At 63.2% G+C, this 25,343-nt stretch carries 25 protein-coding genes; 4 read left to right on the top strand and 21 right to left on the bottom strand.

Features of this window, described 5'->3' with window-relative positions:
• Positions 1–12: 12 nt before the first annotated feature.
• The 9 genes from atpG to ACFZAI_RS18345 all read right to left on the bottom strand — a co-directional run bounded on the left by atpG (position 13) and on the right by ACFZAI_RS18345 (position 8,515).
• Positions 13–918: a F0F1 ATP synthase subunit gamma gene (gene atpG, locus ACFZAI_RS18385; RefSeq protein WP_391568311.1), complete on the bottom strand. Its 906-nt coding sequence runs from the start codon at positions 916–918 to the stop codon at positions 13–15.
• A 98-nt stretch (positions 919–1,016) separates the two neighbouring features.
• A complete protein-coding gene (atpA, locus tag ACFZAI_RS18380; protein ID WP_006217061.1) occupies positions 1,017–2,558 on the bottom strand; it encodes a F0F1 ATP synthase subunit alpha in 1,542 nt (513 codons plus the stop codon).
• A 28-nt stretch (positions 2,559–2,586) separates the two neighbouring features.
• A complete protein-coding gene (locus tag ACFZAI_RS18375; RefSeq protein WP_391568310.1) occupies positions 2,587–3,126 on the bottom strand; it encodes a F0F1 ATP synthase subunit delta in 540 nt (179 codons plus the stop codon).
• A gap of 12 nt (positions 3,127–3,138) precedes the next feature.
• Positions 3,139–3,609 (bottom strand): F0F1 ATP synthase subunit B, encoded by a 471-nt coding sequence (locus tag ACFZAI_RS18370; RefSeq protein ID WP_006227275.1) that lies wholly within the window; start codon positions 3,607–3,609, stop codon positions 3,139–3,141.
• Between the two features lie 144 nt (positions 3,610–3,753).
• Positions 3,754–3,996: a F0F1 ATP synthase subunit C gene (gene atpE / locus ACFZAI_RS18365; RefSeq protein WP_003815363.1), complete on the bottom strand. Its 243-nt coding sequence runs from the start codon at positions 3,994–3,996 to the stop codon at positions 3,754–3,756.
• A 118-nt stretch (positions 3,997–4,114) separates the two neighbouring features.
• Positions 4,115–4,996 carry a F0F1 ATP synthase subunit A gene (gene atpB, locus ACFZAI_RS18360; protein WP_006227276.1) on the bottom strand — a complete coding sequence of 294 codons (882 nt, stop codon included), beginning with the start codon at positions 4,994–4,996 and terminating at the stop codon, positions 4,115–4,117.
• A gap of 86 nt (positions 4,997–5,082) precedes the next feature.
• A complete protein-coding gene (locus tag ACFZAI_RS18355; RefSeq protein ID WP_391568309.1) occupies positions 5,083–5,547 on the bottom strand; it encodes an ATP synthase subunit I in 465 nt (154 codons plus the stop codon).
• Between the two features lie 392 nt (positions 5,548–5,939).
• Complete coding sequence (locus ACFZAI_RS18350; protein ID WP_391568308.1) at positions 5,940–7,484, bottom strand: DUF1254 domain-containing protein; 1,545 nt, start codon at positions 7,482–7,484, stop codon at positions 5,940–5,942.
• 254 nt (positions 7,485–7,738) lie between these two features.
• Positions 7,739–8,515: an enoyl-CoA hydratase gene (locus ACFZAI_RS18345; protein WP_391568307.1), complete on the bottom strand. Its 777-nt coding sequence runs from the start codon at positions 8,513–8,515 to the stop codon at positions 7,739–7,741.
• A 28-nt stretch (positions 8,516–8,543) separates the two neighbouring features.
• On the opposite strand from ACFZAI_RS18345, the gene ACFZAI_RS18340 reads away from it, so the two are divergent.
• A complete protein-coding gene (locus ACFZAI_RS18340) occupies positions 8,544–10,319 on the top strand; it encodes a M61 family metallopeptidase (RefSeq protein WP_391568306.1) in 1,776 nt (591 codons plus the stop codon).
• A 79-nt stretch (positions 10,320–10,398) separates the two neighbouring features.
• On the opposite strand, the gene ACFZAI_RS18335 is transcribed toward ACFZAI_RS18340, so the two are convergent.
• The 9 genes from ACFZAI_RS18335 to ACFZAI_RS18295 all read right to left on the bottom strand — a co-directional run bounded on the left by ACFZAI_RS18335 (position 10,399) and on the right by ACFZAI_RS18295 (position 20,052).
• The gene (locus tag ACFZAI_RS18335; RefSeq protein WP_391568305.1) at positions 10,399–11,406 is read right to left on the bottom strand and encodes a fimbrial protein; all 1,008 of its coding nucleotides are present in this window, start codon (positions 11,404–11,406) and stop codon (positions 10,399–10,401) included.
• The gene (locus ACFZAI_RS18330; RefSeq protein ID WP_391568304.1) at positions 11,349–14,000 is read right to left on the bottom strand and encodes a fimbria/pilus outer membrane usher protein; all 2,652 of its coding nucleotides are present in this window, start codon (positions 13,998–14,000) and stop codon (positions 11,349–11,351) included. The genes ACFZAI_RS18335 and ACFZAI_RS18330 overlap by 58 nt, the downstream gene beginning before the upstream one ends.
• Before the next feature lie 55 nt (positions 14,001–14,055).
• Complete coding sequence (locus ACFZAI_RS18325; protein ID WP_391568303.1) at positions 14,056–14,793, bottom strand: fimbria/pilus periplasmic chaperone; 738 nt, start codon at positions 14,791–14,793, stop codon at positions 14,056–14,058.
• A gap of 56 nt (positions 14,794–14,849) precedes the next feature.
• Complete coding sequence (locus ACFZAI_RS18320) at positions 14,850–15,389, bottom strand: fimbrial protein (protein ID WP_391568302.1); 540 nt, start codon at positions 15,387–15,389, stop codon at positions 14,850–14,852.
• Positions 15,390–15,606: 217 nt separating this feature from the next.
• Positions 15,607–16,569 carry a Bug family tripartite tricarboxylate transporter substrate binding protein gene (locus tag ACFZAI_RS18315; protein WP_391568301.1) on the bottom strand — a complete coding sequence of 321 codons (963 nt, stop codon included), beginning with the start codon at positions 16,567–16,569 and terminating at the stop codon, positions 15,607–15,609.
• 86 nt (positions 16,570–16,655) lie between these two features.
• Entirely contained in the window at positions 16,656–17,363 is a 708-nt protein-coding gene (locus tag ACFZAI_RS18310) for a 3-oxoacid CoA-transferase subunit B (RefSeq protein WP_391568300.1), read from the bottom strand.
• A 1-nt stretch (position 17,364) separates the two neighbouring features.
• Positions 17,365–18,030 carry a 3-oxoacid CoA-transferase subunit A gene (locus ACFZAI_RS18305; RefSeq protein WP_391568299.1) on the bottom strand — a complete coding sequence of 222 codons (666 nt, stop codon included), beginning with the start codon at positions 18,028–18,030 and terminating at the stop codon, positions 17,365–17,367.
• Complete coding sequence (locus tag ACFZAI_RS18300) at positions 18,031–18,999, bottom strand: Bug family tripartite tricarboxylate transporter substrate binding protein (RefSeq protein WP_391568298.1); 969 nt, start codon at positions 18,997–18,999, stop codon at positions 18,031–18,033.
• A 153-nt stretch (positions 19,000–19,152) separates the two neighbouring features.
• Positions 19,153–20,052, bottom strand: coding sequence for an NAD(P)/FAD-dependent oxidoreductase (locus tag ACFZAI_RS18295; RefSeq protein ID WP_391568297.1), 900 nt, complete (start codon positions 20,050–20,052; stop codon positions 19,153–19,155).
• Between the two features lie 122 nt (positions 20,053–20,174).
• On the opposite strand from ACFZAI_RS18295, the gene folB reads away from it, so the two are divergent.
• Together folB and ttcA are read left to right on the top strand one after the other, a co-directional pair.
• On the top strand, positions 20,175–20,534 hold the full coding sequence (gene folB, locus ACFZAI_RS18290) for a dihydroneopterin aldolase (protein ID WP_006217044.1): 360 nt from the start codon (positions 20,175–20,177) through the stop codon (positions 20,532–20,534).
• A 2-nt stretch (positions 20,535–20,536) separates the two neighbouring features.
• A complete protein-coding gene (ttcA, locus tag ACFZAI_RS18285) occupies positions 20,537–21,505 on the top strand; it encodes a tRNA 2-thiocytidine(32) synthetase TtcA (RefSeq protein WP_391568296.1) in 969 nt (322 codons plus the stop codon).
• A 50-nt stretch (positions 21,506–21,555) separates the two neighbouring features.
• Here ttcA and ACFZAI_RS18280 read toward each other — a convergent pair whose 3' ends face one another.
• Positions 21,556–22,353: an alpha/beta fold hydrolase gene (locus tag ACFZAI_RS18280; protein ID WP_391568295.1), complete on the bottom strand. Its 798-nt coding sequence runs from the start codon at positions 22,351–22,353 to the stop codon at positions 21,556–21,558.
• A gap of 99 nt (positions 22,354–22,452) precedes the next feature.
• Here ACFZAI_RS18280 and ACFZAI_RS18275 point away from each other — a divergent pair, with 99 nt between their 5' ends.
• Entirely contained in the window at positions 22,453–23,367 is a 915-nt protein-coding gene (locus ACFZAI_RS18275; RefSeq protein WP_391568294.1) for a LysR family transcriptional regulator, read from the top strand.
• Between the two features lie 109 nt (positions 23,368–23,476).
• Here ACFZAI_RS18275 and ACFZAI_RS18270 read toward each other — a convergent pair whose 3' ends face one another.
• Both ACFZAI_RS18270 and ACFZAI_RS18265 read right to left on the bottom strand, forming a co-directional pair.
• Positions 23,477–24,433, bottom strand: coding sequence for a D-2-hydroxyacid dehydrogenase family protein (locus ACFZAI_RS18270; RefSeq protein WP_391568293.1), 957 nt, complete (start codon positions 24,431–24,433; stop codon positions 23,477–23,479).
• A 64-nt stretch (positions 24,434–24,497) separates the two neighbouring features.
• Positions 24,498–25,298, bottom strand: a complete 801-nt coding sequence (locus tag ACFZAI_RS18265) for a DsbC family protein (RefSeq protein ID WP_391568292.1) — start codon at positions 25,296–25,298, stop codon at positions 24,498–24,500.
• Between the last annotated feature and the right edge of the window lie 45 nt (positions 25,299–25,343).

Below are 25,343 nucleotides of genomic sequence, written 5' to 3'. Positions count from 1 at the left end.
GAGCTGCCTGCCTTAAACGGCGGCAGCGCCCCCTACGATTTCCGAAATTTCTTTGGTGATCGCGGCCTGACGGGTCTTGTTGTAGACCAGTTGCAGCTCTCCGATGACCTTCTTGGCGTTGTCCGACGCCGCCTTCATGGCGACCATCCGGGCCGACTGCTCCGAAGCCATGTTCTCGGCCACGGCTTGATACAGCAGGCCTTCAACGTAACGCTGCAGCAGGTCGTCGATCACGCTACGGGCGTCGGGTTCGTAGATGTAATCCCAGCTGTAGTCCGACTTCACTTCCGACGTCTTGGCCAGGCTCTCGGCACCCGTTTGGTACGGATCTTCCAAACCACTGGCCAACGGCAGCAGGCGCAAGAACAACGGCTCCTGCTTCATCGTGTTGACGAAGCGGGTCGAGGCCACGTACAGCGCGTCGATACGGCCATCCAGGTAGGCGTCCAGCTGCACCTTGATCGCGCCCAAGAGGCGGTCCAGTTGCGGCTTGTCGCCCAGTTGCACTTCCTGGGAAACCAGTTTGGCGCCGATACGGGTCAGCACACCCACGCCCTTGTTGCCGAAAGCGGTCGCTTGCACGGCAACGCCGTTTTTCTCGAACTCTTTCAGCTTGCCCAGCGTCACGCGAGTGATGTTGGTGTTCAAGCCGCCGCACAAACCCTTGTCCGTCGTCACCATGACCACGCCGACCGCTTTGATTTCGCGTTCGACCAGGTACGGGTGGCTGTACTCGGGGTTGGCCTGCATCAGGTGCGCAGCAATCTCGCGCACCTTGGTGGCGTACGGACGACCAGCACGCATCCGTTCCTGCGCCTTGCGCATTTTGGATGCGGCGACCATTTCCATCGCCTTGGTGATCTTGCGCGTGTTTTGCACGCTCTTGATCTTGGTTCGGATTTCCTTAATTCCGGGCATTGCGCTTTCCTGTGAAGACTGGCCGATGGGTTCCGCTCACGCCTCAACCATCCGGTAAGGACGGGTGAGGCGTTGCAGACGCCTAACCCATCACTTTCTTAAAAAGCACCGTGCTTCTTGAATTCCTGAACGGCGGTAGCCAATTCGGCTTCGTCGTCCTTGGACAGTTCCTTGGTGTCTTCGATGCGCTGGATCATGGCCGCATGCTTGGCCTTCAGTTGATCCTTCAGCGACTTCTCGAACGACAGCACTTGGGCCACGTCCACGTCATCCAGGTAGCCGTTGTTGACCGTGTACAGCGTGACGGCCAGTTCCCACACTTGCAGCGGCTGGTATTGCGGCTGCTTGAGCAGTTCGACCACGCGCTTGCCGCGTTCCAGCTGGCGACGGGTGGCGTCGTCCAGGTCGGAAGCGAATTGCGCGAAGGCGGCCAATTCACGGTACTGCGCCAAGTCGGTACGGATACCGCCCGACAGCTTCTTCACGACCTTGGTCTGAGCAGCGCCACCCACACGCGACACCGAGATACCGGCGTTGATTGCGGGGCGGACACCGGCGTTGAACAGGTCGGTTTCCAGGAAGATCTGGCCGTCGGTGATCGAGATCACGTTGGTCGGAACGAAGGCGGACACGTCACCGGCTTGCGTTTCGATGATCGGCAGTGCGGTCAACGAACCGGTCTTGCCCTTGACGGCGCCATTGGTGAACTTTTCGACGTAGTCTTCGTTCACGCGGGCAGCACGTTCCAGCAGACGCGAGTGCAGGTAGAACACGTCGCCCGGGTAGGCTTCGCGGCCCGGCGGACGGCGCAGCAGCAGCGACACTTGGCGATAGGCCCAGGCTTGCTTGGTCAGATCGTCATAAACGATCAGGGCGTCTTCGCCACGATCGCGGAAGTATTCGCCCATCGTGCAACCGGCGTAAGCGGCCAGGTATTGCATGGCGGCGGAGTCGGAAGCCGAAGCGGCCACGACGATGGTGTATTCCATCGCGCCGTGCTCTTCCAGCTTGCGGACCACGTTGTTGATCGTGGAAGCCTTCTGGCCGATAGCGACGTACACGCAGGTGACGCCCTTGCCCTTCTGGCTGATGATCGTGTCGACAGCGACAGCGGTCTTGCCGGTCTGGCGGTCGCCAATGATCAGTTCGCGTTGACCGCGGCCGATCGGCACCATCGAGTCAATAGCCTTGACGCCGGTTTGCAGCGGCTGCGACACCGAGCGGCGGGCGATAACGCCAGGCGCCACTTTTTCGATGATGTCGGTTTCTTTGGCATTGACCGGGCCCTTGCCGTCGATCGGCTCGCCCAGCGTGTTGACCACGCGGCCTTTCAGCTCGGGGCCAACCGGAACTTCCAGAATGCGGCCGGTCGTCTTGACCTGGTCGCCTTCGGAGATGCCGGTGTAGTCACCGAGAATAACGGCGCCCACGGAATCGCGCTCGAGGTTGAGCGCCAGACCGAAAACGTTGTTGGGAAATTCGAGCATTTCGCCCTGCATCACGTCGGACAAGCCGTGGATGCGGGTAATACCGTCGGTCACGGACACGACGGTGCCCTGAGTACGGACATCAGCCGAAGCGCCCAGGCCCTCGATGCGGCTCTTGAGCAGTTCGCTGATCTCGGAGGGATTGAGTTGCATATTGACTCCTGGAATCCTGTTAGTTGCCTTAAGCGGCGAGCTGATCGCGCATGCGGACCAATTGGGCTTGTACGGAAGTATCGAGCACTTGGTCACCGACAGCCACGCGCACGCCGCCGATCAACGACTGGTCGACGGTGACGCTGGGCTTGAGCTTGAGGCCGAATTTGTGTTCGAGAGCGGTGACCAGTTCTTTGATCTGGTCGTCGCTCAGTTCGAACGCGCTGGTGATTTCCGCCTGCGCCGTGCCCTCGTGACGATTCCGCAGCACCACGAATTGCGTGGCGATATCGGGCAGCAGCAGCAGCCGGTCATTTTCGACCAGCAGCTCGATGAAATTACGGGCGGCCTGGGGCAGTTCGGCCTTGATCAGGCCAGAAAACAGCTCGACGCGCTGCTTGTCACCCAGACGCGGGTCGGCCATGGCCTCGCGCACGTCGGGGTTGGAGGCGACCTGCGACATTTCGCTGACCAGGTCGGCCCAAGCCGGCAAGCCGGCCTTGTCGTCGCGCGCTGCGCTGAAGAGCGCTTCAGCGTAGGGCCGGGCAACAGTGGAAAGTTCAGCCATGACGGTCCCGGATTAAAGCTGCGCGCGAAGCTGGTTGAGCAGCTCGGCGTGGGCGCGGGCGTCAACCTCGCGCTTGAGGATCTGTTCAGCACCCTTGACAGCCAACGCGGCAACATCGTCGCGCAGCGAGTCACGAGCGCGCTGGACTTCCTGCGCGGCATCTTGAGCTGCCTGAGCCACGATACGGGCGCGTTCAGCTTCCGCTTCACGGCGGGCTTGCTCGATCAGGGAGGCGGCTTGCTTCTCGGCCTCGATGATGCGGGCGTGGTTTTCGGACTTGGCAGAAGCCTCGATCAGACTGACGCGCGCCTGGGCTTGAGCCAAGTCGGCTTTGCCCTTCTCGGCGGCGGCAAGGCCGTCGGCGATTTTTTGGCGGCGCTCGTCCATCGCCTTCGTCAGAGGAGGCCACACGAATTTCATCGTGAACCAGCCCAGAACGAAGAACACGAGCATCTGGAAAATGATCGTCGCGTTCAGATTCACGGTCGTTCCTTTAACACCTTGCGGCTCCGACCGCACCCGGAAAGGGGCGTCACGGAGCACTCGATACTTTGCTGGCCGGCGACGGGGCTTGTGCCCACATCGCCGCCAACGTCATGACCCGCCTATTCGCCGGCGGGCGCTGCCTTAGCCGACGAACGGGTTGGCGAAGGCGAACAGCATGGCAATACCCACGCCGATCAGGAATGCCGCGTCGATCAGGCCAGCCAGCAGGAACATCTTCGTTTGCAGAGCGTTCATCAGCTCAGGCTGACGAGCCGAAGCTTCCAGATACTTGCCGCCCATCAGTGCGATGCCGATGCAAGCGCCGATAGCACCCAAACCGATGATGAGACCGCAAGCGAGGGCAACGAAAGCGACGTTGGTCATGACAACTCCTTGGTTAGAAATCTGAAGTCAAAAATTGAAAAATAAGGGGTACAGCTCAATGCAAGATAATCTTGCTATCCCACGCTGGCCGGGTGGCCAGCGCGAGAAATTCGGGGGATCAGTGGCCTTCGTGTGCCTGGCCGAGGTACACCAGCGTCAGCATCATGAAGATGAAGGCCTGCAGAAGAACGATCAGGATGTGGAAGATCGCCCAGATGGAGCCGGCCAGGATGTGGCCGATTCCCAAGCCGATGCTGGCGCCGTTAAAGCCGGTCCAGGCGCCGCCCAAGAGGGCGATCAGCATAAAAATCAGTTCGCCGGCGAACATGTTGCCGAACAACCGCATGCCCAGCGACACGGACTTGGCGGCGTATTCGATCAGGTTCAGCAGCAGGTTGAACGGGGCCAGTACAACGGCGCCCAGGCCATGCGCATGGAACGGCGCGGTGAACAGTTCTTTGACGAAGCCGCCCGGGTGCTTGATCTTGATGCCGTAATAGAACATCAACAGCAGCACGCCCAGCGACATGCCCATCGGCACGTTCAGGTCGGCCGTCGGCAGAATGCGGTGGTAGTACAGGGGATCGCCGTGCTCGGCACCCAGGCCGGTCAGGCGCCAGATGGAGGGCAACAGGTCAACCGGCAGCAAGTCGAGCGCGTTCATCAGGATGATCCAGAGGAACACGGTCAGCGCCAGCGGGGCGATGAAAAGACGGCTTTTGGCGTTGTGGACGATGCCCTTGGCCTGGTCGTCGACCATGTCGACGATCATTTCCACGAATGCCTGGAAGCGGGTCGGCACGCCACTGGTGGCGCGGCGAGCTGCGCGCCACAGGAAGAAAATGACGATCAGGCCCATCAGGCCGGACCAGAACAACGAGTCGTAATTGATGATGTCGAACTGAGCAATTGCGCTCTGTTTCTCACCGGTATTGTTCAGGTGCACCAAGTGATGCTGAATATACGCGGACTGAGGCGACACGTCGCTGGCAGCAGCCATTTGAATCCTACCCTATTTGCTGTATGCCCGGCCCTTGCGAGCCGGACGATTCCACGATCACGTTTGCCGCTACTTACTGCTCGGCGCTAAGACAACTTGCGGAACATCAAGAGCAGGAGGTAGCCCTTCAATGTGAGTATCAAACCGATCAATGCAGCAGGCCAAACCAGACTGTCCTGCGCCACACGCGAAAGCAGCCACAACAGCAACGCCGTTGCGAACAACTTGATCAACTCACCAGAGAGAAAGGTAAAGGGATTGGCTCGACCAGCCCGAACGCTGACAACCAGGCGCAATGCAAACAATGCATTGGGTATGAAATACGCTCCCGCCCCCGCCAGCGCCGACCAACCTGCCGCCGCCCCTCCGACAACCCCCGCAATTACTGCTGCTGCGAGCCCCATGGCGCCTTGCGCCGCCAATGCCAACAGGAGCCCGCGGCTTGCTTGAGCATTCAGCGCTGCGCGATCCGCATCGCTAAGAACCAGAACTTTGATCTCATCATCCTGGTCCAACAAACCCTGCTGCACATTTTGCATCGAGTTCTGCATCAAACATCCCCGCTTTACTTCTTGCTCCCATCAGAACCGGCGTGCCCGCACTTGAAACCGGATGCTTTGGCCCTACATAGAGCAAAGACACCGTACTTCAGTGCGCGCTAGTGTCTCGGTTCGGCTTGCCTGCGCTGTGCTTTCGCACCAGCTTTCGCTGCATTCGCGCGCAATCCGTTCCCATTCACCGCTTACCAGCCGCCACGTGTTCTTATCCCGCAAGCGTCAAACCCGCAGAGTATAGCTTGATTCTTTTTCACCAAGCAAATGAACTTTCGGGGGTTTGTAAGGTGCAAACAACGGGCGAATCGTACCAAAAATAGGGACGAAAAAGCGGCCCCCGCGCAGGGGGCCGCTTTGTTCTGCCTGGCGGTGCTATCAGGCGTGCAGCATCAATCTTCCTTGACCGGCGGCGGCGCCCACAGGCCGTCCAGCGCCGTGTCTTGCGGCCAGTACAAGCGCATGCTCAACAGGAACGGGCCATCGGCCGCAGGCGTGCTCAGCCAGTTCGAACGCTTCTTCTCGCCCGGGTCGCGGCGCTGAATATAGATGTCCAGCGAGCCATCCGAGTTGTACTTCAGCTGGTCGGTGCTGCGCAGCGCATAGCGGTTGGCGGGGTTATCCGCAAAGCCGTGCTTGTCGTTGTAGACCTGCAACGACCAGAACGCGTTTGCCGGCGGCAGCTGGCCCTTGTCGAAATGCAGCACGTAGTCTTCATTGGAATTCAGGGCGCGGCCCTTGGAATCCGACACGGTGACCGGGTAGAGCACATCTTCCGGCGTTGGCGCGCCCAGCCCCGCATACGCGATGGACGCACGGCGCACATAGTCGGTGCCATAAGTGCCAATACCCGACAACACCGTGTTCCAGCCATTGATCGGCGTACCCAGACGCGACACGCCATCGGCAATGCGGCGGCCGGCCAGCGGCTGCGCGTCGGCCAGCGCCTGCTGCACGGCCGGGCTCAGGCGCCCATACGAGAACGGTTGACGGCTGTCCAGGCCGATGCGGCGCATGCGGTCGATAATCGGCGTGTCATTGGCGTGCGGCGGGTTGTTGCGCAGCACGTCGAAGAACACCGTGAAGAACGACGCCGCGTCCATGCTGGCCGCTTGTTCAGCCGGCGTGCCCTCGGGCAGATTCACCGGCGTGGGCATCGGCAAGCCGCTGCCAATGGGCGCCGAGCCCACGCCCGAACCCGTCTGCGGATAAGCATCGGCCGGGGCGCGGCCACGCAGCGGCGGCGTGGCGGCCGTTTGCGTGATCAGCGGAGACGCCGTCATGCCCGCCTGAATCTGATTGACCGCGGCATAGTCTTGCGGGCTGCCCGTCTGCGTCCAGCCGATCAGCCAGCCGGTGGAGGTCGGGCTGCGGATGACGTCCATGCCGGAAGGCACGGTGCCCTGCCAGTTCGGGCCGACGATGACGAAGGATTGCGCGCCCGGGCCATTGGTGCGGGTGCCGCGCGAGGCGAACACATCGCTCCACATGTCCAGCGCCGACAGCACGAAGTAGCGGTTGCCCGTGTCGGGCAGGTTCACGACCAGCGGCGCGCGCGTGACGTCAAACCACAGGCTGGAATACAGGGCATCGGCGCTGGGCCACGGCGTATCCGCCGCGCGCGGGTCAGGGAAAGCGGCCTTGTGGCCAAACTGGTTCACCGGCGCGCGGCCCTCCAGCGGGCTTTGCACGGCGGTAGCCTTGCGGCGCGCCAGTTCCATCAACACCATGGGGTACGCGTAGACGTAGGCGTCGATGGCGGTGTCGCGCAGTTCCTGCTCGCTCATCTGCGGCGCGGGCGCCGAGTAAGGCGTTTCGGACACCAGGCGCAGCGTAGGCTGCGGCGATTGAGCCTGAGTGGCGGTCATGAAGCAGGCGCTCAACGCGCCGGCGAGTACCGCGGTCGACCACCGGCGGTTAGCGATAAAAGTACGCATGCAAGGCTCCTTCTTGATTTTGTTTGCGAGCGAGCCGCCGCGCGGAACTTGCCAGGTGGGGCAAGCCGCTCTGGCGCGGCACCTCTAGATGACGCTCATTCAGGATAGGGAAGAAGCCTGCAACAAGGTGCTGCCTAGACGTTTCAAAGCGCAACGCCGAAATCCGGCCTGCCGCACAAGAAAAAGCGCGCCCACGTGGGGCGCGCCATCACTCTTCTATCGGGTCCGGACCAAAATCACGGACGTAACAAGGCTTAACGGTGTTTAAAGTCCGGTTTACGCTTTTCCGTGAACGCGGCCATGCCTTCCTTCTGGTCTTCGGTGGCGAACAGCGAATGGAACACGCGGCGTTCGAACAGCAGGCCTTCGTTCAGCGAACCTTCAAAGGCGCGGTTCACGCATTCCTTGGCCATCATGACGGACGGCAAGGACATCGATGCGATGACGGTGGCGGCGTCCAGCGCTTCTTCCATCAGCTTGTCGGCGGCGACCACACGCGACACCAGACCCGCGCGTTCGGCTTCTTCGGCGCCCATCATGCGGGCGGTCAGCGCCAGGTCCATGGCCTTGGCCTTGCCCACCGCGCGCGGCAGACGCTGCGTGCCGCCTGCGCCCGGAATCACGCCCAGCTTGATTTCCGGCTGGCCGAACTTGGCGGTGTCAGCGGCGATGATGATGTCGCACATCATCGCGAGTTCGCAGCCGCCGCCCAGAGCGTAGCCGGCGACGGCCGCAATCACGGGCTTCTTGATGCGCTTGAGGGTTTCCCAGTTGCGGGTGATGTATTCGCTGCCGTACACATCCATGTACGACCAGTCTTTCATGGCGCCGATGTCGGCGCCGGCGGCAAACGCCTTTTCGCTGCCGGTGATGACCACGCAGCCGATGTCGGCATTGGCTTCGAACGCCAGCAGCGCCGCCCCGAGCTCATCCATCAGTTGATCGTTCAGCGCGTTGAGCGCCTTGGGGCGGTTCAGCGTCAACAGCCCAACGCGGCCCCGGGTTTCGACCAGTACAAACGACTCGCTCATTGAATGTCTCCAGTAATAAGATAGAAGCATGAAAAAATCAGATGCCGCTTTTCCGATACTTTACCGCCTTGAGCCTCATGATCCCGCCGGACACCGCTACCGGATAACCCTAACGATCGACACGCCCTCGCCCGACGGCCAGCGCCTGTCGTTGCCGGCCTGGATTCCGGGCAGCTACCTGATCCGCGACTTTTCCCGCCAGATTGAATCCGTCTCGGCCCGTGCCGGATCAAAGCGCGTGAATGTCGACAAAATCGACAACCACACCTGGCAGGCCGCGCCATGCGACGGCCCGCTGCAAGTCGATTACGTCGTCTACGCCTGGGACTTGTCCGTGCGCGGCGCGCATCTGGATGACAGCCACGGCTTCTTCAACGGCACCAGCGTGTTTCTTCGTGTGCATGGCCAGGACCATCTGCCCTGCCTGGTTGACCTGGCGCCCCCGCGTGGCCTGGACGGCTGGAAGGTCTACACCAGCTTGCCGGAAGCGCGCGGCCATCAGGGCGCGGCGCGCCGCCACGGCTTCGGTCTGTACCTGGCGCCAGACTACGACGCGCTGATCGACCACCCCGTCGAAATGGGCACGCCGCAAGTCGCCCGCTTCACCGCCCATGGCGCCGAGCATGAACTGGTGTTCACCGGGGTCGCCGCAAATCTGGATCTGGCTCGCATCACGGCAGACGTGAAAAACATCTGCGAAACCCAGATTGCATTCTTCGAACCGCGCACCAAACGCGCGCCGTTCCTGGACAGCGCTGATCGCTACGTGTTCATGACGATGGTTACCGGCGACGGCTATGGCGGCCTGGAGCATCGCGCCAGCACCGCGCTGATGACCTCGCGCAAGGACTTGCCCGTGCTGGGCCAGCAAGGCCAGGGCGAAGGCTATCGCGGCTTTCTGGGCTTGGTCAGCCACGAATACTTCCACACCTGGAACGTCAAGCGGATCAAGCCGCAGGCGTTTGCGCCCTACCATCTTGAACAGCCCGACCTGACGCGCCTGTTGTGGGTGTTTGAAGGGTTCACGTCTTATTACGACGACCTGCTGCTGTTGCGCTCGGGCGTCATCACCCAGTCCGATTACCTGCGTCTCTTGGCCAAGACCATCACCAGCGTGCATCGCACTCCGGGCCGGGCCAAGCAATCGGTGGCGGAAAGTTCATTCGACGCATGGACGCGCTATTACAAGCAGGACGAAAACTCGCCCAACGCGCTGGTCAGCTATTACACCAAGGGCGCGCTGGTTGCGCTGGGCCTGGACTTGCTGATTCGCCGCGACAGCGCGGGCGCCTGCTCGCTTGATGACGTGATGCGCCTGCTATGGGACCGTTATGGCCGCGACTTCTATCAGGGCAAGCCGCAAGGCCTGCCGGAAGACGGCCTGCCTGCGCTGATCCAGGAAGCCACGGGCGTTGATACCCGCCGCTTCATCGCGCGCCACGCCTATGGCACGGCGGATGTCCCGCTGGCGGAACTGCTGGCGCCCCACGGCATTTCGGTGCATTGGAAAGCGACAACCAACATTCCGTCGATGGATGTGCGCACGCGCAAGCAGGGCGACACGCTGACGCTGGCGACGGTGCTGGAAGGCGGCGCGGGCCATCAAGCGGGCTTGTCGGCGGGCGACGTGCTGGTCGCGGTGGGTGGCTTGCGGGTCGATGCGCCGGCCGGTTTGGATCTGCTGCTGGCGCAGTACCGGCCCGGCGACCGCGTGACCGTGCATGTGTTCCGCCGCGATGAGCTGCGTGCGTACCGCGTAAGGCTGCGCGCGCCGGAAGCGCTGGACTGTGTGCTGAGCCAGTAGGGGCCGGCAAGAACGGGCCTACAGGAACGGGCTTATAAGGACGGGCCGGCAAGAACGGGCCGGCGCATGCCCGCCCGCCTTAGTAGTAGAGCAGCGTCACCGTGGCCGTGGCGCTGACCTTGCCCGCTTCCAGCGCATCGTCCGTCTGGTAATAACGGGCCGCAAGCGGGATGGAAATTCGTTCAGCGTCCACCGTGGTGGCCGACTGCGTAAAGCCGACTGGAATTCCCAGCGGCTGCACGCGGTTGCTGCCGGCATCGCCTTGCACTAGTTGCACCCCCACGCCTCGCGCCATGCCCTCGCCCGTGGCGTTCTTGATGATGTGATCCGGCGTGGCATCGGCATCAATCTGATACCCCACCCTGACGCCTTTATCGCATTCAAGATCAATAGTGAAACCCTTCGCACCCGCCGTGGCGCCACGATGACCCAGGTGGCGGTTGTTGATCAAGAGCAGGGGAATCTGCGCATTTTTCTCGCTGATGACCTTGCAACCTATGCTGTTCGCCTCGTAGGCCACGTTGCTGAATTCGATCAGGTTGGTGAGCAGCTTTCCGTACCAGACTTCGACGCGATGCACCGAGGTGACGCCAGACTGGATCGGGCCAATCTTGATCAGTTCAAATAAGAATCTCTGCGGCGGCGAGTACTGCCAGTTTCTGATCTGCCGCCTGGGCCCCGGCGACTTCATGAACACCCCGCCTTCGTTCGTCCAGTACACGCGCATGCCGATGCCCGGAATGCCCGTCTCAAACACATTTGGATAACCTGGCACCGGTTTCTCACCGGCAAGAAAGCCGTACACGAACCACTCTCCGTTCGTGCTGCAAGACACTCTTGCGGCGCCTTCGTCAATGAATTTGACAAGGATCGGGCTGCCCAGCGTCGCATCACGCGGCGGCTTCATGTTCTTCAAGTCCTGCGCGGTAATGATCGTGGCGATCGACGTGCCGGTGCAGGCCGACCACGCCGGACGCGACAATGCCATCAGTAATGCGACCGCGATGGCCGCAAGATGCAACGTTATTTTCATAAGGCAGCTTCCGGTGGTGCAGGGAGTGGCGCCCCATGTGAGGCGGGCTTGCACGGCAATTCCAGCTGCGGGTAGTAGTGCAGAGCTTCCGAGGCCGCCGGTTCATCAACGTGATAAGCCGCCTGGCATTGCTGATCGGCCGCGTCGCCCCATTTGACGGTCAACTGGCCTTGGCCCTGCAAGCCGCGTACGAAGGCGCGCCCACCCTGGCCCACCAGCGTGACGGCGTCCATGCCCACGATGATGACTTCCGCGCCCATGGGAATGGTTGCGCCGTTGTCGCGCACGAGTTTCAAGAGGGTAGGCCGGCCCGCCACAGTGGGATAGCGCAACAGCACAATCGCGCCCGCGCGCGGTGAGACTTGCTGCGACGTCATTGCCAATTCGACATCCGGCGACGTGCCTTTGGGATCAAGCGCAACTTCGTTGCGGCGGTAGGGCATCAGCCCCGCCATCACGCCATATCCGTTACTGGCGATGCGGCCGCGCGAACTCGAGACGATGCCGGCGCCATAGGCGTCGGGCGCTTCCAGCACCGCCATGGTTTCGCCCTGGGCCTGCGTGGCGTTGATGCCGCCTGCATGGGCGATCAGGGTGCCGCGCATGCCTGCGCCGAATTGGCGGTAACTGCTACCACCGCCGCCGCCCGTGCCGCCGCTGCCAGACAGCGTGTAGTTGGCGTGCGCGGTGTCGTAGCGCAGGCTGCCGCCCTGGTTGCCGCTGCTCTTGCCGTCGGTGCGGTCATAGGCGCCGTAAACGCTGTAGCCCAACTGCCCCATATCGCCTGCGGACCCGCTGATGGACGCGTTGGCGCTGCGCTTGCCGTTGCCTTCAAGGTTCATCGATGTACTGAGATACGCGGCATTTGCGCCGCGCCCCAAGGGCAGGCTCAGGCTTAGCAAATACTGATTACCGAATCGGCCGCGTTCGTCACGCGTGCGCGACAGGCTGATATTGACACTGCCCCATGCGTAGCCGTTGGAGTAGCTGGCGTAAAAGCTGGTATCGCGGCGGGTGTGGTTCCAATAGTTCTGCGCAATGCCTGACAGCGTCACGTACCCCCAGCCATCGCTTAAAGGCTGGCTGATGTTGAACTGAAACCGGCTGCGCTCCTTGCCGCCGTAAGCCCAAACGCCGCGCGATTCCCGCGCGCGTGCGAATTCCCCAAAACCCAGATAGCCCTCGCTTGAAAACCGATAGGCCATCACGCTGAAGTTGGTGGAAGTGGGTTCAAGAAGCTTGCTATAAGTTAGCCGCACGCTGCGCCCGCTCGAAGAACTGCCGGCAAGCTTGCCTGCCGGGAGGGGTGCCGCGTCACTTTCCGCGCCATTTTCCACGTCATGTTCCGCGCCATTTTCCGAGTCAAGCGACAGGTCATTCGACTTCCCCCACCGCCCGCCCAGACCCGACGCATGCGACTGCGTCAGGTCCGCCGCCAACGCCCCCAGCGGCGTACTGACCGCCACGCCGGCCTGTATTGCCCGATACTGCTGCGCCGCGATGACGCCGCCATAGCCGGTCACGGTATCGGACAGGCCGCGCTGATACGTGCCCTGCACAAACGCGGGTGGCGTACTGAGGGAATCGTCGCGATACCGACCGCCCGTCACGCTGAAGCGCGAACTGCCGGGGCGCAGCAACTGCGCCACCGACGCATAAGGCACCACGAAGTGCTTGGTGCGCCCATCCGCTTCGGTGATCGTGACATCAAGGTCCCCCGCATAGCCGGTGTTGTACAGATCGTCGAGGGCAAATGGCCCGGGCGACACCGTCGTTTCATATAGCAGGTTTGTGCCCTGGCGCACGCTGACTTTGGCCGTGGTGTCGGCTACGCCGCGCACCACCGGCGCAAAGCCACGCATGGAGTCCGGCAGCATGCGCTCGTCGCTGCTGAGTTGGACGCCGGTGTACGGCACGCTGTCAAAGAGATTGCCCGGCGTGTAGAACTGGCCCAGCGTCAATTGCGCACTGGCCGCCGTCACATCGCGCTGCGCGTAGGTGCTCAAAGCCTGATAGCGGCTGCGCTCGGAAGCGCCGGGGTCGTCGGTATAACTGAACGAACCGTTGTGCCGAAAGCGCCACTCGCCCAAATTGAGGCCCGCATTCGCGCTGCTGTAAAAGCGGCGTTGCGTGAGATTGCCTACGCGGTTGGACGACACGTTGAGCCCGTATCCCAGAAAGGCGGCATTCACGCCCGAGTCCCATTCTTCCGGCGGCACGTAACCACGCGCCGCCGACTTCAGGTAGAGCTGAGCAATGGAGAGATCGGCGCGCAGCTCGCCCATATCGACATCAAATTGGCTCGCGGGCGGCAGGCCGTCGACGCCCAGGCAGTCGGTCTCTTCCACCGCGCCCGAGGGGGTGCCCAACATTGCCAGGTTGACACCCAGCCGCTCATACGCCTTGGCCGGCAGGCAGGGCTGCACCACCAACTGGCCCGAGGACGTGGACAACGGCATGGCCTCGACATAGATCTGCTCGCGGCCCACCCGGCTTCCGTTCAGGTACAAATCCAGTTGATACGTACCCGGCTCCAGGGTATTGCCGCGTTGGAAGCGCGACAGGTCGACCGTCTGGCCTTGGCGGTTGCCAAAGAATGCAGGATTGAATTCAACAGGTTCGCTGGCGTGGACCACAGCGCTGGCCAAACCGGACCCAAGCAGAAGCCAATGGCTAATCCTAAGACGCCGGAACATGGCGCCACTATGGGTCAAGACGACTTTCACGCCGGACCGTGGCGCCATAGTCGTTGACCCATTCGAACACCACACCGCCCTTGACGCCCGCCGCGTTCGACAGTTTTCCGTCGCCCAGTTCCGTCACGGACCTTGGGGCCAACATGCGGCTTGGCACCGACAGGGCGCGCCCGTTTTGCAGCGTCAATTCGACGGTGGTCAATGACACATGGAAAGCGCTGTCGTTGTGCACTTGCAGCGTGGGGCCGTTGCTTGCTTGCACGACACGCCAGCGCAACTGCGCAGCCGCCTCTCCCACGGAGCCAGGCAAGCCCGCCGGGCGGAAGAACAGTTTGATGCGGCTGCGAAAGGCCAGCTGCATGTGGTTCGCAACCTGTGCCGACGGTAGCGGCGGGACGTCGAGCACATTCATCCAGAACACGGATTCGCGGTCGGACGGAACACCAGAGGACGGCGCATACGCAATACGCAGCGTCTGCCCCTTGCCCGGATTGATGCGCGCAAGCGGCGGCATGATCATGAACGGCACGTTCACTTCATCCGGGGTGGAGTTCATATCGCCGTCGTCGATCCAGGCTTGCACCAACGCCGGCTGGCCGCCGTCATTGGTCAGGCGCAGCGTGACTTCGCGTTCTTGGGCGGGGTAGATGATGCGCGTGCCGCCGATCACCACGTTGGACTGGGCGGAAGGGGGCAGCAGGGCCGCACAAGCCAGACTTAGCGCCGCGCAGAGATGGCGGAGCATGGCCCGGCTGGCGGAGTCTGAAAGCCCCCTGAGCGTGCGCTCAAGGGGAGCCGGCTTCATTCGTAGATCAAGTCCAGCAGCACTTCAGTTTGGACCAAACCGGGCGTGGTGCCAGCGGTTGCGGCCAGGTACTGGGCATAGAACTCAAGCTTTGCCGTACCCCCATCAATGCTGACCGTTTCAGCGCCATCACCGGTGAACAGGTTGATGGGCTGATATTTGCTGTTCAGCAACTGGACTTGTGCGCTGGATGCGTCCTGGCCGCCTTGCGCGGGCGCCTGGTTGATCAGGGCGCCTGTGGACGGATCAACGTTCGAATCGCGGTTAAAGCGCGTGTGCACTTTGCCGCCCGTGCAGCCCGTCAGATTCAGCGCGACGAGCTTGCGGCCTGCCACGTCATTCTGATTGGCCAGCGCGCCGACGCTGACGGGGGTGAGATCCACCTGCATGACGCCATCTGTACCCAGATCGGCGATTTTGCACGTGGACGGAGACACCTCGCCCTTGAACACCAACTTCACATCAGCAGCCAACGCGCTGCCGCACAGTACCAATGACGACAACGCCAGGCCTGCCGCAACAATCTTCTTATTCACCGCACTCTCCGACTGACTTATCCCCAAGGCGGGCGACCTGCCGCGTCTTGGTCCGCCGCACCGAGTCAGGCCTGAGCCGTCACTGCATCAATGCAGGGGACAAGCAACATTGTTTCTAATCCGTCGGTCGTGAAATACGAGAAATTTCTCAAAGAAAATTGGCGGCCTTGCGGTGACGCCCGTGCACAACATATCCACGCAGAGCATTACAGCAATGTCAGTTCAGCTTGGCTCCCGAGACGTCCACAGCCTCTTTCCATGCCCCTAATTCATGGTCGATATGGCGCGCAAATTCAGCGGGCGTGGAGCCGACCGTTTCATATCCGTAGCCTGCCAATTGCTGCTTCAAGGCAGGCAGCGCCACCGCGTCCGCGATACCCCGGCTCAGGGCGTTGACGACGTCAGCTGGCGTACCCGCGGGCGCCAGCACGCCGTACCAGCCGTTGACCACAAAGCCCGGCACGCTTTCGGCCACCGTCGGCACATCGGGCAGCATTGGAGAGCGCCGCTCGCCCGTTACGGCAATGGCCTTCAACTTGCCGGCCTGCACCTGGGGCAGCGATGTGGAAATGCTGTCGAACATCAACGACACTTCGCCGCCCAGCAAGGCGACAACCGCCGGGCCGCTGCCTTTGTACGGCACATGCATCATGTCGGTGCCCGTCTGGTGCTTGAACATTTCGGCAGCCAGATGGCTCGTATTGCCGTTGCCTGCCGACGCGAAACTGAGCTTGCCAGGATGGCTCTTGGCGTAGGCGATCAGTTCGGGAACCGTGTTGGCGGGCGTGTTCAATGGCGCGGCCACCAGCATCGGCAAGGTCGCCACCAGCGAGACCGGCGCAAAATCCTTGCGCGTGTCGTAGGGCAAAGACGGATACAGGCTGGGGTTGATGGCGTGCGCCGCCAGCACCATCAGCAAGGTGTAGCCATCGGGCTTGGCGCGCGCCAGCTGAGCTGACGCAATCGCCCCGCCCGCGCCCGGCTTGTATTCCAGCACCACTGGCTGGCCCCACTTCTTTTGCAGCTCCGCCCCCAAGGGACGCGCCAGCATGTCGGCGCTGCCGCCGGGCGGATATGGAATCAACAAGGTGATGGGCTTGTCGGGGTAGACCGGGGCGGCCTGCGCGGCGCCGAAGGACAACACGCACAGTGACGCTGCGGCCAGCAGGGAACGGATCATCAGCAGTCTCCTTGGCCCGAGGGCCGGGATCGAAGGGGCGGGATCGAAAGGGTGGGATCAGAGCGCAGGCGCCTGCCTACCCGCGGTCAGGCGTAACGCGGCGCGCCGGCGGCATCCAGCACGATCACGCGCGGGGTATCGGGGAAGTTCAGCGGCGCATCCGTTACCGAACGCAGATATGCCGCGCTGACGCCCGCCGTCATGGCGTGAACCTTCAGCCCCTCTGGCGTCACATCGAACACGGCCAGATCGGTATAGATGCGCGTGACCACGCCCTTGCCCGTCAGCGGATACGTGCATTGGCGCAGCACCTTGGGCGTGCCGTCGCGGCCGCGATGCTCCATCGTGACCAGCACCTGCTTGGCGCCCACCGCCAGGTCCATGGCGCCGCCCACGGCGGGAATGGCGTCGGCGGCGTCGGTTTTCCAGTTGGCCAGGTCGCCCGTTTCCGACACCTGGAACGCGCCCAGCACGGCGTAATCCAGATGACCGCCGCGCATCATCGCGAACGAGATGGTGTGCTCGGTGATGGATGCGCCGTCCAGCAAGGTGATGGGCTGGCGGCTGGCGTTGATGAGATCCGGGTCCACGCGCTCGCCGCTGGCGGCGGGGCCCATGCCCAGGATGCCGTTTTCGCTGTGCAGCAGGATGTCTTTGTCGGGCGGAAGGTAGTCGCCCACCAGCGTGGGCATGCCGATACCCAGATTGACGATGGCGCCGTCGGGAATATCACTGGCGAGCAGTTGCGCGATCTGTTGCCGGGTCAGGCCCGTGATGGATGTCGTGTCTTGCATGTCAGGCCTCCACCCGCACCACGGATTTCACGAAGATGCCTTGCGTCATGACCTGCTCAGGCACGAAGGTGCCCAACGGCACCACTTCGTCCACCTGCGCGATCGCGTGGCCTGCGGCCATGCACATCACCGGATTGAAGTTGCGCGCGGCGTGCCGGTACATCAGGTTGCCCCAGCGGTCGCCCAAGTGCGCACGGATCAGCGCGTAGTCGGCGCGCAGGGGCTGTTCCAGTACGTAGCCCACACCGTCGATCACTTCCTGGCGGCGGCCTTCGGCCAGCTCGGTGCCGTAGCCCGTGGGCGTGTAGAACGGGCCCAGGCCCGCGCCGGCCGCGCGCAGGCGTTCAGCCAGGGTGCCTTGCGGCACGCATTCCAGTTCGACTTCGCCCGCGCGGTAGGCGCGCGCAAACGCGTCGGAATTGGGCGGACGCGGATGCGAGCAGATGATCTTTCTGACCTGCTTGCGGATCAGCAGCGCGGCGATGCCACGTTCGAAGGTGCCCGCATTGTTCGAGATGATGGTGAGATCGCGCCGGCCCGAATCCGCCAGGCAATGCAGCAGCTCATAAGGCACGCCCGCTTCGCCAAACCCGCCCACCAGCACGGACGCGTCATCGGGGATGACGGCGATGGCGTCGGCCATGGATGCTTGAATCTTGTCGATCACTTATTGCTCCTGCGCCAATCCGGCCGCGTCCACGATCTGTTTCCAGCGAGTGCGTTCCTGGTTGATAAAGGCCGTGAACTCGGCCGGCGTGTTGCCGCCCGCCTGCCCGCCCATGGCTTTGAAGCGGTCAGAGATATCGGGGCTGCGCACCACATCGCGCGTGGCGGCGTAAAGCTTGGCGACCACGTCTTCCGGCGTGCCGGCCGGCGCAATGAGCCCGAACCAGGCGGTGACCACCATGTCTTTCACGCCGGCTTCAGCCATGGTCGGCACGTCGGGCAATTCCGCCAGCCGCCGCTCGCTGGTGACGGCCAGCGCACGCAACTTGCCCGACTGGATGTACGGCATCGAGCTGGGCAGGTTGTCGATCATGAAGGTGAACTGCTGGCCCAGCAGCGCGGCCACGGCGGGGCCGGCGCCCTTGTACGGGATATGCGTGCCGGCCACTCCCGCGCGTTGCTTGAAGAGTTCGCCCGACAGATGCGGCGATTGGCCGGCGCCGGAGCTTCCGAACGACACCTTGGACGGGTCCTGCCTGGACTGCGCCTGAAGGTCAGCCACCGAGCGCACGGGCGACGCTTCGTTGACGACCAGCACGTTAGGCACCGAGATCACCAGCGTGACGGGTGCGAAATCCGCGGGCTTGTAGGGCAACGTCTTGTACAGCGCGTAGTTGATGGCGTTGGGGCCGATGTTGCCCATCAGCAGCGTGTAGCCGTCGGGCTTGGCGCGGGCAAGCGTTTGCGCGCCGATGATGCCGGCGGCCCCCGCGCGGTTTTCCACGATGACTTGCTGGCCAAGCCTGGCGCCCAGCTTGTCGGCAATCAGCCGCGCAGCGATGTCGGTGGTGCCGCCCGGCGCGGCGGGAATGATGAGGGTGATGGGCCGTTCAGGCCAGGCCGCGTGCGCAGGGCCCGCCAAGGCGAAGGCCATCGCGCCGGCAGCCAGCCAGCGATGCGAGTGCAACATGCTTGTCTCCCGACGTGATCATTGATTGATCAACTTGTGGGAGCAGTGTGTGCGCCGCGCTGGCAAATGCCTATTCTGCAATGTGGAGGTCAGGCTTCGCCTGCGCTTAACGCGCGTCGCCCCGCCCTTGCAACCGCCGCCTTTGCCGTCGCCCTACTCTGCGGGCCGTTCCCACCGGCGCTGGATGGCCTTGGCCGCCACCACGCCATCCGCCATCGACGTCACCACGCAAGGATGCATGCGGTGCGCCACTTCGCCCACGGCATAGATGTCGGGCACGCTGGTTTCGGCGGTGGCGAAGTCGGTGCGAATGTAGCCGCGTTCGTCGCGCGCCAGTTGCAGGCTGTCGGCAAAGGCGGCTTGCGGTTCCCAGCCGTAGAAGACCAGGATCAGGTCGTACTGGCGGCCGTCCACGCTGCGGGTTGCGGGGTCGACGGTGTAGGGGCCGATGCGCACGCCTTCGCGGCCGGCGCGCGTCACCCATTGCTGCTGGGCTCGGACGCTGCGGGCATACAGGTGCACGGCGCGCGCGCCGCGGTTGCGCACGTAGACGAAATTCTCAAACGCGTTGTCGCCGCCGCCCAGCACGGCCACCGACAAACCGGAATAGTCCTGCGCCACGATGGGCGAACCCGGGCCGATCAGCACGCCGGGCCAGTTGGCGCCCGGCGGGTGATCCGGCAGGCCCTTGGCGCGCACACCCGAAGCGATCACCAAGGTGCGGCCGCGCACAGACGTTTCGCCATCCGGGCCAGTCAGCGTGGCCTGGATGCCGCCCTTGCAGGGCAACACGCGGGTCACGCGGGTTTCCAGCCGCAGCGGCACGTTGGCCGCGCGCACACTGGTGTCGATATTGGCCGCCACCTGCTGGCCGGTCACGCCGGGCAGCACGGCAATCCAGTCATCCGCAAAGGGGTTGTCACGGCTTAAACCGCCCAGGCGGGCGCTGGCTTCCACCAATAATGGGGACAAACCAAGTCTGGCCAGCCAGAGCGCGCAGGAAGCGCCCGCCGGCCCGCCGCCTACAATGACCGCATCGTGCATTTGTTGCATTTCAACCCTAATTGACTGCGCCGGCGTCTCTCGGGCGCCCGGACTTGGCTGAATTGTAGCCAGCGCGCCGCCCCTGATCCGCTGTCCCTTTACAATTCCGGCTGTCCCACCAGGTTTCCATCATGCCCACACGCCGCATCATCCTTTCCGGGCTTGCGCTCGACGCCCGCATTGGCATCCTCGAGCACGAGCGCCGCGCCACCCAGCCCCTGCATGTCGACGCCGAATTCGACGTGGACATCCAGCGCTCGGTCGACGACCACGATATCCACAGCGTGCTGGACTACCGCCGTCTGCGCGAAGCCATTGTTGAAGAATGCACGCAGGCGCATGTGAACCTGATCGAAACCCTGTCCGAACAAGTTGCCGCGCGCCTGCTGGCCGACTTCCAGGAAATCCGCTCGCTGCGCCTGCGCATCAGCAAGCCCATGGCCTTTTCCGACTGTGCGGCGGTGGGCGTGGAAATTCAGATCACGCGTTGACCATGAACGATATCGCTCCCCCTGGCATCCGCTTCCGCACGGAAGCGGAAGAGAAAGCCCGCCACGAAGGCAACAAGCTGACCAAGCGTCTGGCGCGCGAAACCACGCGCGCCCTGTCCGACTACAACATGATCGAAGAAGGCGACCGCGTCATGGTCTGCCTGTCGGGCGGCAAGGATTCCTATGCGATGCTGGACATTCTGCTTCAGCTGCAAAAGCGCGCGCCGTTCAAGTTTGAGCTGATCGCGGTCAACCTTGACCAGAAGCAGCCCGGCTTTCCCGACCACATCCTGCCCCAGTACCTGAAAGACCTGGGCGTGCCCTTCCACATCGAAACGCAGGACACGTATTCCATCGTGACCCGTGTGCTGGAAGAGGGCAAGACGATGTGCTCGCTCTGTTCGCGCCTGCGCCGCGGCATTCTGTACCGCGTCGCGTCTGAACTGGGCGCCACCAAGATTGCGCTGGGCCACCACCGCGACGACATCCTGGCCACCTTCTTCCTGAACCTGTTCTACGGCGGCAAGGCCAAGGGCATGCCGCCCAAGCTCGTGTCCGACGACGGCCGCCACACGGTGATCCGCCCGCTGGCTTATGTGGCCGAAACGGACTTGATTGCCTACGCCGAGCTGAAGCAATTCCCGATCATTCCGTGCAACCTCTGCGGCTCTCAGGAAAACCTGAAGCGCAAGGAAGTGGGCCGGATGATCAAGGATTGGGACAAGCAGCATCCGGGCCGTTCGTGGAACGTGTTCAATGCCTTGTCGCGCGTGGTGCCGTCGCACTTGATGGACCGCGACCTGTTCGACTTCGTGGGATTGAAGCCCACCGGCGTGCCGGACGCCAATGGCGACACGGCGTTTGACGCCGTGGACCCGGATGACAGTGCGGACGACGCCTGCGGCGACACACCCGAAGCGTTGGAGCCGGGTGCGATTGTTGAAAAGAAAGTGATGTTCACGCGTCAGTAAAACAAGGGCCGCCTACCGCGGCCCTTCTCTTTTTCGTGGCCTGAATTGATTCAACGCCGCGGCAAGAACGACAGCACCGCATCCACGAATTCTGCGGGCCGTTCAATATTCGATAAATGCACGGTGGGCATTTCCACGAGTGTTGCGCCCGGCACCGTGGCCGCGATCAATGCGCCATGGCTGGCGGCGGTGACGGTATCGTCGCGGCCGGCAATCACCAGCGTCGGACGATGGATCAGCGCGATTGTGCGCCGAAAGTCGGCATCCCTGACCGCGGCGAATGCGCCCGCCAGGCCTTGGGGGTGCGTGGCCAGCAGCATGGCGCGGAACTGATCAATGACCGGGCCGCCAGCCTGCAACAGGCTGGCCGGAAACCAGTTGCCGAGAAACATCGCGGCGGTTTCCGTCATGTCTGGCGCTTGCAGGGTGGCGGCGATGCGCGCGTCCCATTGCGGGGCCGGCCCCAGATACGACGACGTATTGGCCAGAATCAGATGGCCGATGCGTTCGGGTGCATGCACGCCCAGCCATTGGCCGATGAAGCCGCCCAGCGACAGCCCCAGAAAATGCGCACGGGCAACGCCCAGCGCGTCCAGCAGTTCGATCACGTCGCGGCCCAGGCGGTCCATCGAGTACGCGCCCGCCGGCACGCCGGACTCGCCATGCCCGCGCGTGTCGTAACGCAGCACCCGGAAATGTCGGGACAGCGCCTGGATCTGGCCGTCCCACATGTGGAGCGTGGTGCCGATGGAATTCGACAGCACCAGCACAGGCAGCGGGCCGTCGCCGTCAAACCGGTAGGCGATCCGGACGCCATCGCCCGTCGTGAAAGTGGAGAGTGCTTGCATGCTGAATCCGCCGAGAAGAATGAGGTGAGGCTCAGCGTAGTTGCGGCGGCTTGAAGAAAAAATTACAAAGTTTGCACAGTCTTTGTCGGAAAAACAGACATGAGCGACTTCACGCTGCATGACCTCCAGTGCTTTGACGCCGTGGTGCGCCTGGGCGGGTTCCAGGCGGCGGCCACGGCGCTGCACCGCTCGCATCCCGCCGTGTTCGCCGCGGTAGCCAAACTGGAACGCCAGCTGGACCTGACGCTGCTTGATCGCGGCGGCTACCGCGTGCGGCCCACGCCGGCAGGCGAGTCTTTTCACCGGCACGCGCAGGGCTTGCTGCGCGAACTGGACGCCCTGCGCACGCACGCCGCGCAATTGGCGATGGGTGAAGAAAGCGAGCTGCATGTGGTGATTGGCGATCTGTGCCCCCGGCCACAGATGCTGGGCTTGCTGAGCCGCTTCTTTGCGCAATGTCCCGCCACGCGCCTGCACCTGCACTTCGAGGCGGTAGGCGGGCCGGTGGAACGCTTGCTGGACGGGGATGCCGACCTGATCCTGCATCGGGTGGATCGCGGCGAGCCCCGCATCGAAAGCCTGGATTTGCTGCACGTGCCGTTCATTCCCGTGGTGGCGCCGGGCTTTTTGCCAGCGTCGGCCCGCCAGCCCATCACGCCGCGATTGCTGCGCGACTACACGCAGTGCGTCATGCGAGACACCGCGCGCCACACGCCCGCGCGCAACTATTTCATGATCGAAGGCGCGCATCAGTGCACGGTGGCGGATCAGCAGATGAAGAAAGAAGTCATCCTGCAAGGCATGGGCTGGGGCCACCTGCCGCGCTTTTTGATCGAAGAGGAATTGCGCGATGGGCGGCTGCTGGATATCACCAGCCGCCATCTGCCGGGCAGCATCGAAGCGCTGGTGGCGGCGCGGCGCAGCGACCGGCCGCAGGGGCCGGTGCTGAATCGCCTATGGAAATTTCTGGAGGACGCCGTCGCCAGCGGTGGCGGATTTGGTGCGAGGGAATGATGGGCCGGGTAATGCCCGAGGATAAGGCTCGCGGGGATGCGGATGCGGCTGCGGTGCGGCTGCGGTGCGGCGGGGGGTCCGGGATTCCACCCGGTCCCTCGCGCTCCCGCTACGCGTTCAGCACCCGAATCGGTTTCCCCGCCTGAAACGCCTTCACGGCGTCCAGCGCGTTCTGGTAGAACGCTTCGAAATTCTCGCGGCTCACATAGCCCAGGTGCGGCGTCAGGATCACGTTGTCCAGATCGCGCACGCTGTCCGTGGGCGATAGCGGCTCTTCGGGATACACGTCCAGGCCGGCGCCCGCGATGCGGAATTTGACCAGCGCGTCCATCAGCGCTTCGTTGTCCACCAGGCCGGCGCGCGATGTGTTCACCAGATAGGCCGTCGGCTTCATCGCGGCCAGCGCCGCGGCGTCCACCACATGGCGGCTGCGGTCGGACAGAATCAGGTGCAGGCTGACCACGTCGGACGTGGCGAAGAGTTCATGCTTGTCCACCCGCTTCACGCCCGCCGCTTCCGCGCGTTCGTCGGTCAGGTTGGGGCTCCAGGCCACCACATCCATGCCAAACGCCTGCCCCACCTTGGCGACGGCGGCGCCCAGCTTGCCCAAGCCCAACACACCCAGCCGCTTGCCGGCCAGCGGCTCGGGCATGGCGGTTTGCCACATGCCGCGGCGCATCGCCGCGTCTTCGGTGGTCAGATGCTTGAACAGGCCCAGGATGTGCGCCCACGCCAGTTCGGCGGTGGCGGTGTTGGCGTCGGCGCTGCCGGGTGCGCCGCACACGACGATGCCCTGCTCGGTGCAGGCGGCCATGTCGATGGCGTTGTTGCGCATGCCAGTCGTGATCAACAGGCGCAGCTTGGGCAGCGCGCGGATGCGTTCGGCGGGGAACGGCGTGCGTTCACGCATCGCCACAATCACGTCGAAAGATTCGAGCGTGACATCGACCTGCTCGTCCGGAATGAAGTTGTTGAAGATCTGCACCTCGGCGTCACCGCCCAGCGAGGTCCAATCCGCATAGCGCCGGGCTACGTCGTGGTAATCGTCGAGTATTGCGATTTTCAAGTCATGTCTCCGGGTGGCGAGGCGCCTGCCGCGCCAGCCACCCGGCCGGCGCGCGGGGCGCCGGTCAGTTCAAACGGGCTTTGAGTTGGTCCAGCGGAATGGCGCCGCTGACGCGCGAACCATCGGCAAAGAACAGGGTGGGCGTGCCGCGCACCATCAGTTGCTGGCCCAGGGCCAGCAGCTTGTCTTCAGGCACGTCGCAGCTGGCGGTGGCCGGCTTCTTGCCGCGCACCATCCAGTCGTCCCAGGCCTGGCCCTGGTCCTTGGCGCACCAGACGTCACGCACCTTCGTCTTGGAATCCGGCGACAGAATCGGGTACATGAAGGTGTACACGGTGACGTTGTCCAGCTCTTCCATCGTGTGGCGCAATTGCTTGCAGTAGCCGCAGTTCGGGTCTTCGAAGATCGCAACCTTCTTCTCGCCATTGCCCTTGACCTGCTTGATGGCAAGTTCCAGCGGCAACTGGTCGAACGTGACGGCGCTGAGTTTTTCTTGCGATTCACGGGTGACGTCGCGGCGGGTCATCGCGTCGATCAACGGACCTTCCATGACCCAAGTGACCTTTTCATCCGTGTAGATCAGGTCCATGCCCAACTGGACTTCGAACAAGCCATAGGGCGTGCGGCGCACGGTGGTGACATCCATGCCGGTGAAGCGTTGCTGGAAACGTTCCTTCACGGCCTCCGCCACCGGGTCGATCTGCGTGGTGGACACGCTTTTTTCGCCCTTGCCCGGCTGTCCGACGGACTGCGTGGAGACGGCCTTATCGCCCTTGGCGGGCGCTTGCGCGTGGGCGGTGGCGGTCAGTCCCAGGCCGCCGGCCAGGAAACATGCCGCCAGCGTGGCGGAGATGCGGAAGTTCATTTGTACTCCTGTACTTATCGTGTTCTTTGGTGGGAAGCGTAACGC

Origin of the sequence: Achromobacter sp. NPDC008082 (assembly GCF_042957345.1) — a bacterium.
GTDB lineage: Bacteria > Pseudomonadota > Gammaproteobacteria > Burkholderiales > Burkholderiaceae_B > Achromobacter > Achromobacter kerstersii_A.
Note: the sequence above shows the minus strand (reverse complement) of the source record. Positions and strands in the feature narration are given on the sequence as shown.

Bases quoted from the DNA above. Each gene is read 5' to 3' on its own strand.
- atpG (WP_391568311.1), bottom strand. From the start codon at position 918: ATGCCCGGAATTAAGGAAATCCGAACCAAGATCAAGAGCGTGCAAAAC.
- atpA (WP_006217061.1), bottom strand. From the start codon at position 2,558: ATGCAACTCAATCCCTCCGAGATCAGCGAACTGCTCAAGAGCCGCATC.
- ACFZAI_RS18375 (WP_391568310.1), bottom strand. From the start codon at position 3,126: ATGGCTGAACTTTCCACTGTTGCCCGGCCCTACGCTGAAGCGCTCTTC.
- atpE (WP_003815363.1), bottom strand. From the start codon at position 3,996: ATGACCAACGTCGCTTTCGTTGCCCTCGCTTGCGGTCTCATCATCGGT.
- atpB (WP_006227276.1), bottom strand. From the start codon at position 4,996: ATGGCTGCTGCCAGCGACGTGTCGCCTCAGTCCGCGTATATTCAGCAT.
- ACFZAI_RS18355 (WP_391568309.1), bottom strand. From the start codon at position 5,547: ATGCAGAACTCGATGCAAAATGTGCAGCAGGGTTTGTTGGACCAGGAT.
- ACFZAI_RS18350 (WP_391568308.1), bottom strand. From the start codon at position 7,484: ATGCGTACTTTTATCGCTAACCGCCGGTGGTCGACCGCGGTACTCGCC.
- ACFZAI_RS18345 (WP_391568307.1), bottom strand. From the start codon at position 8,515: ATGAGCGAGTCGTTTGTACTGGTCGAAACCCGGGGCCGCGTTGGGCTG.
- ACFZAI_RS18340 (WP_391568306.1), top strand. From the start codon at position 8,544: ATGAAAAAATCAGATGCCGCTTTTCCGATACTTTACCGCCTTGAGCCT.
- ACFZAI_RS18325 (WP_391568303.1), bottom strand. From the start codon at position 14,793: ATGCTCCGCCATCTCTGCGCGGCGCTAAGTCTGGCTTGTGCGGCCCTG.
- ACFZAI_RS18315 (WP_391568301.1), bottom strand. From the start codon at position 16,569: ATGATCCGTTCCCTGCTGGCCGCAGCGTCACTGTGCGTGTTGTCCTTC.
- ACFZAI_RS18310 (WP_391568300.1), bottom strand. From the start codon at position 17,363: ATGCAAGACACGACATCCATCACGGGCCTGACCCGGCAACAGATCGCG.
- ACFZAI_RS18300 (WP_391568298.1), bottom strand. From the start codon at position 18,999: ATGTTGCACTCGCATCGCTGGCTGGCTGCCGGCGCGATGGCCTTCGCC.
- ACFZAI_RS18295 (WP_391568297.1), bottom strand. From the start codon at position 20,052: ATGCAACAAATGCACGATGCGGTCATTGTAGGCGGCGGGCCGGCGGGC.
- folB (WP_006217044.1), top strand. From the start codon at position 20,175: ATGCCCACACGCCGCATCATCCTTTCCGGGCTTGCGCTCGACGCCCGC.
- ttcA (WP_391568296.1), top strand. From the start codon at position 20,537: ATGAACGATATCGCTCCCCCTGGCATCCGCTTCCGCACGGAAGCGGAA.
- ACFZAI_RS18280 (WP_391568295.1), bottom strand. From the start codon at position 22,353: ATGCAAGCACTCTCCACTTTCACGACGGGCGATGGCGTCCGGATCGCC.
- ACFZAI_RS18275 (WP_391568294.1), top strand. From the start codon at position 22,453: ATGAGCGACTTCACGCTGCATGACCTCCAGTGCTTTGACGCCGTGGTG.
- ACFZAI_RS18265 (WP_391568292.1), bottom strand. From the start codon at position 25,298: ATGAACTTCCGCATCTCCGCCACGCTGGCGGCATGTTTCCTGGCCGGC.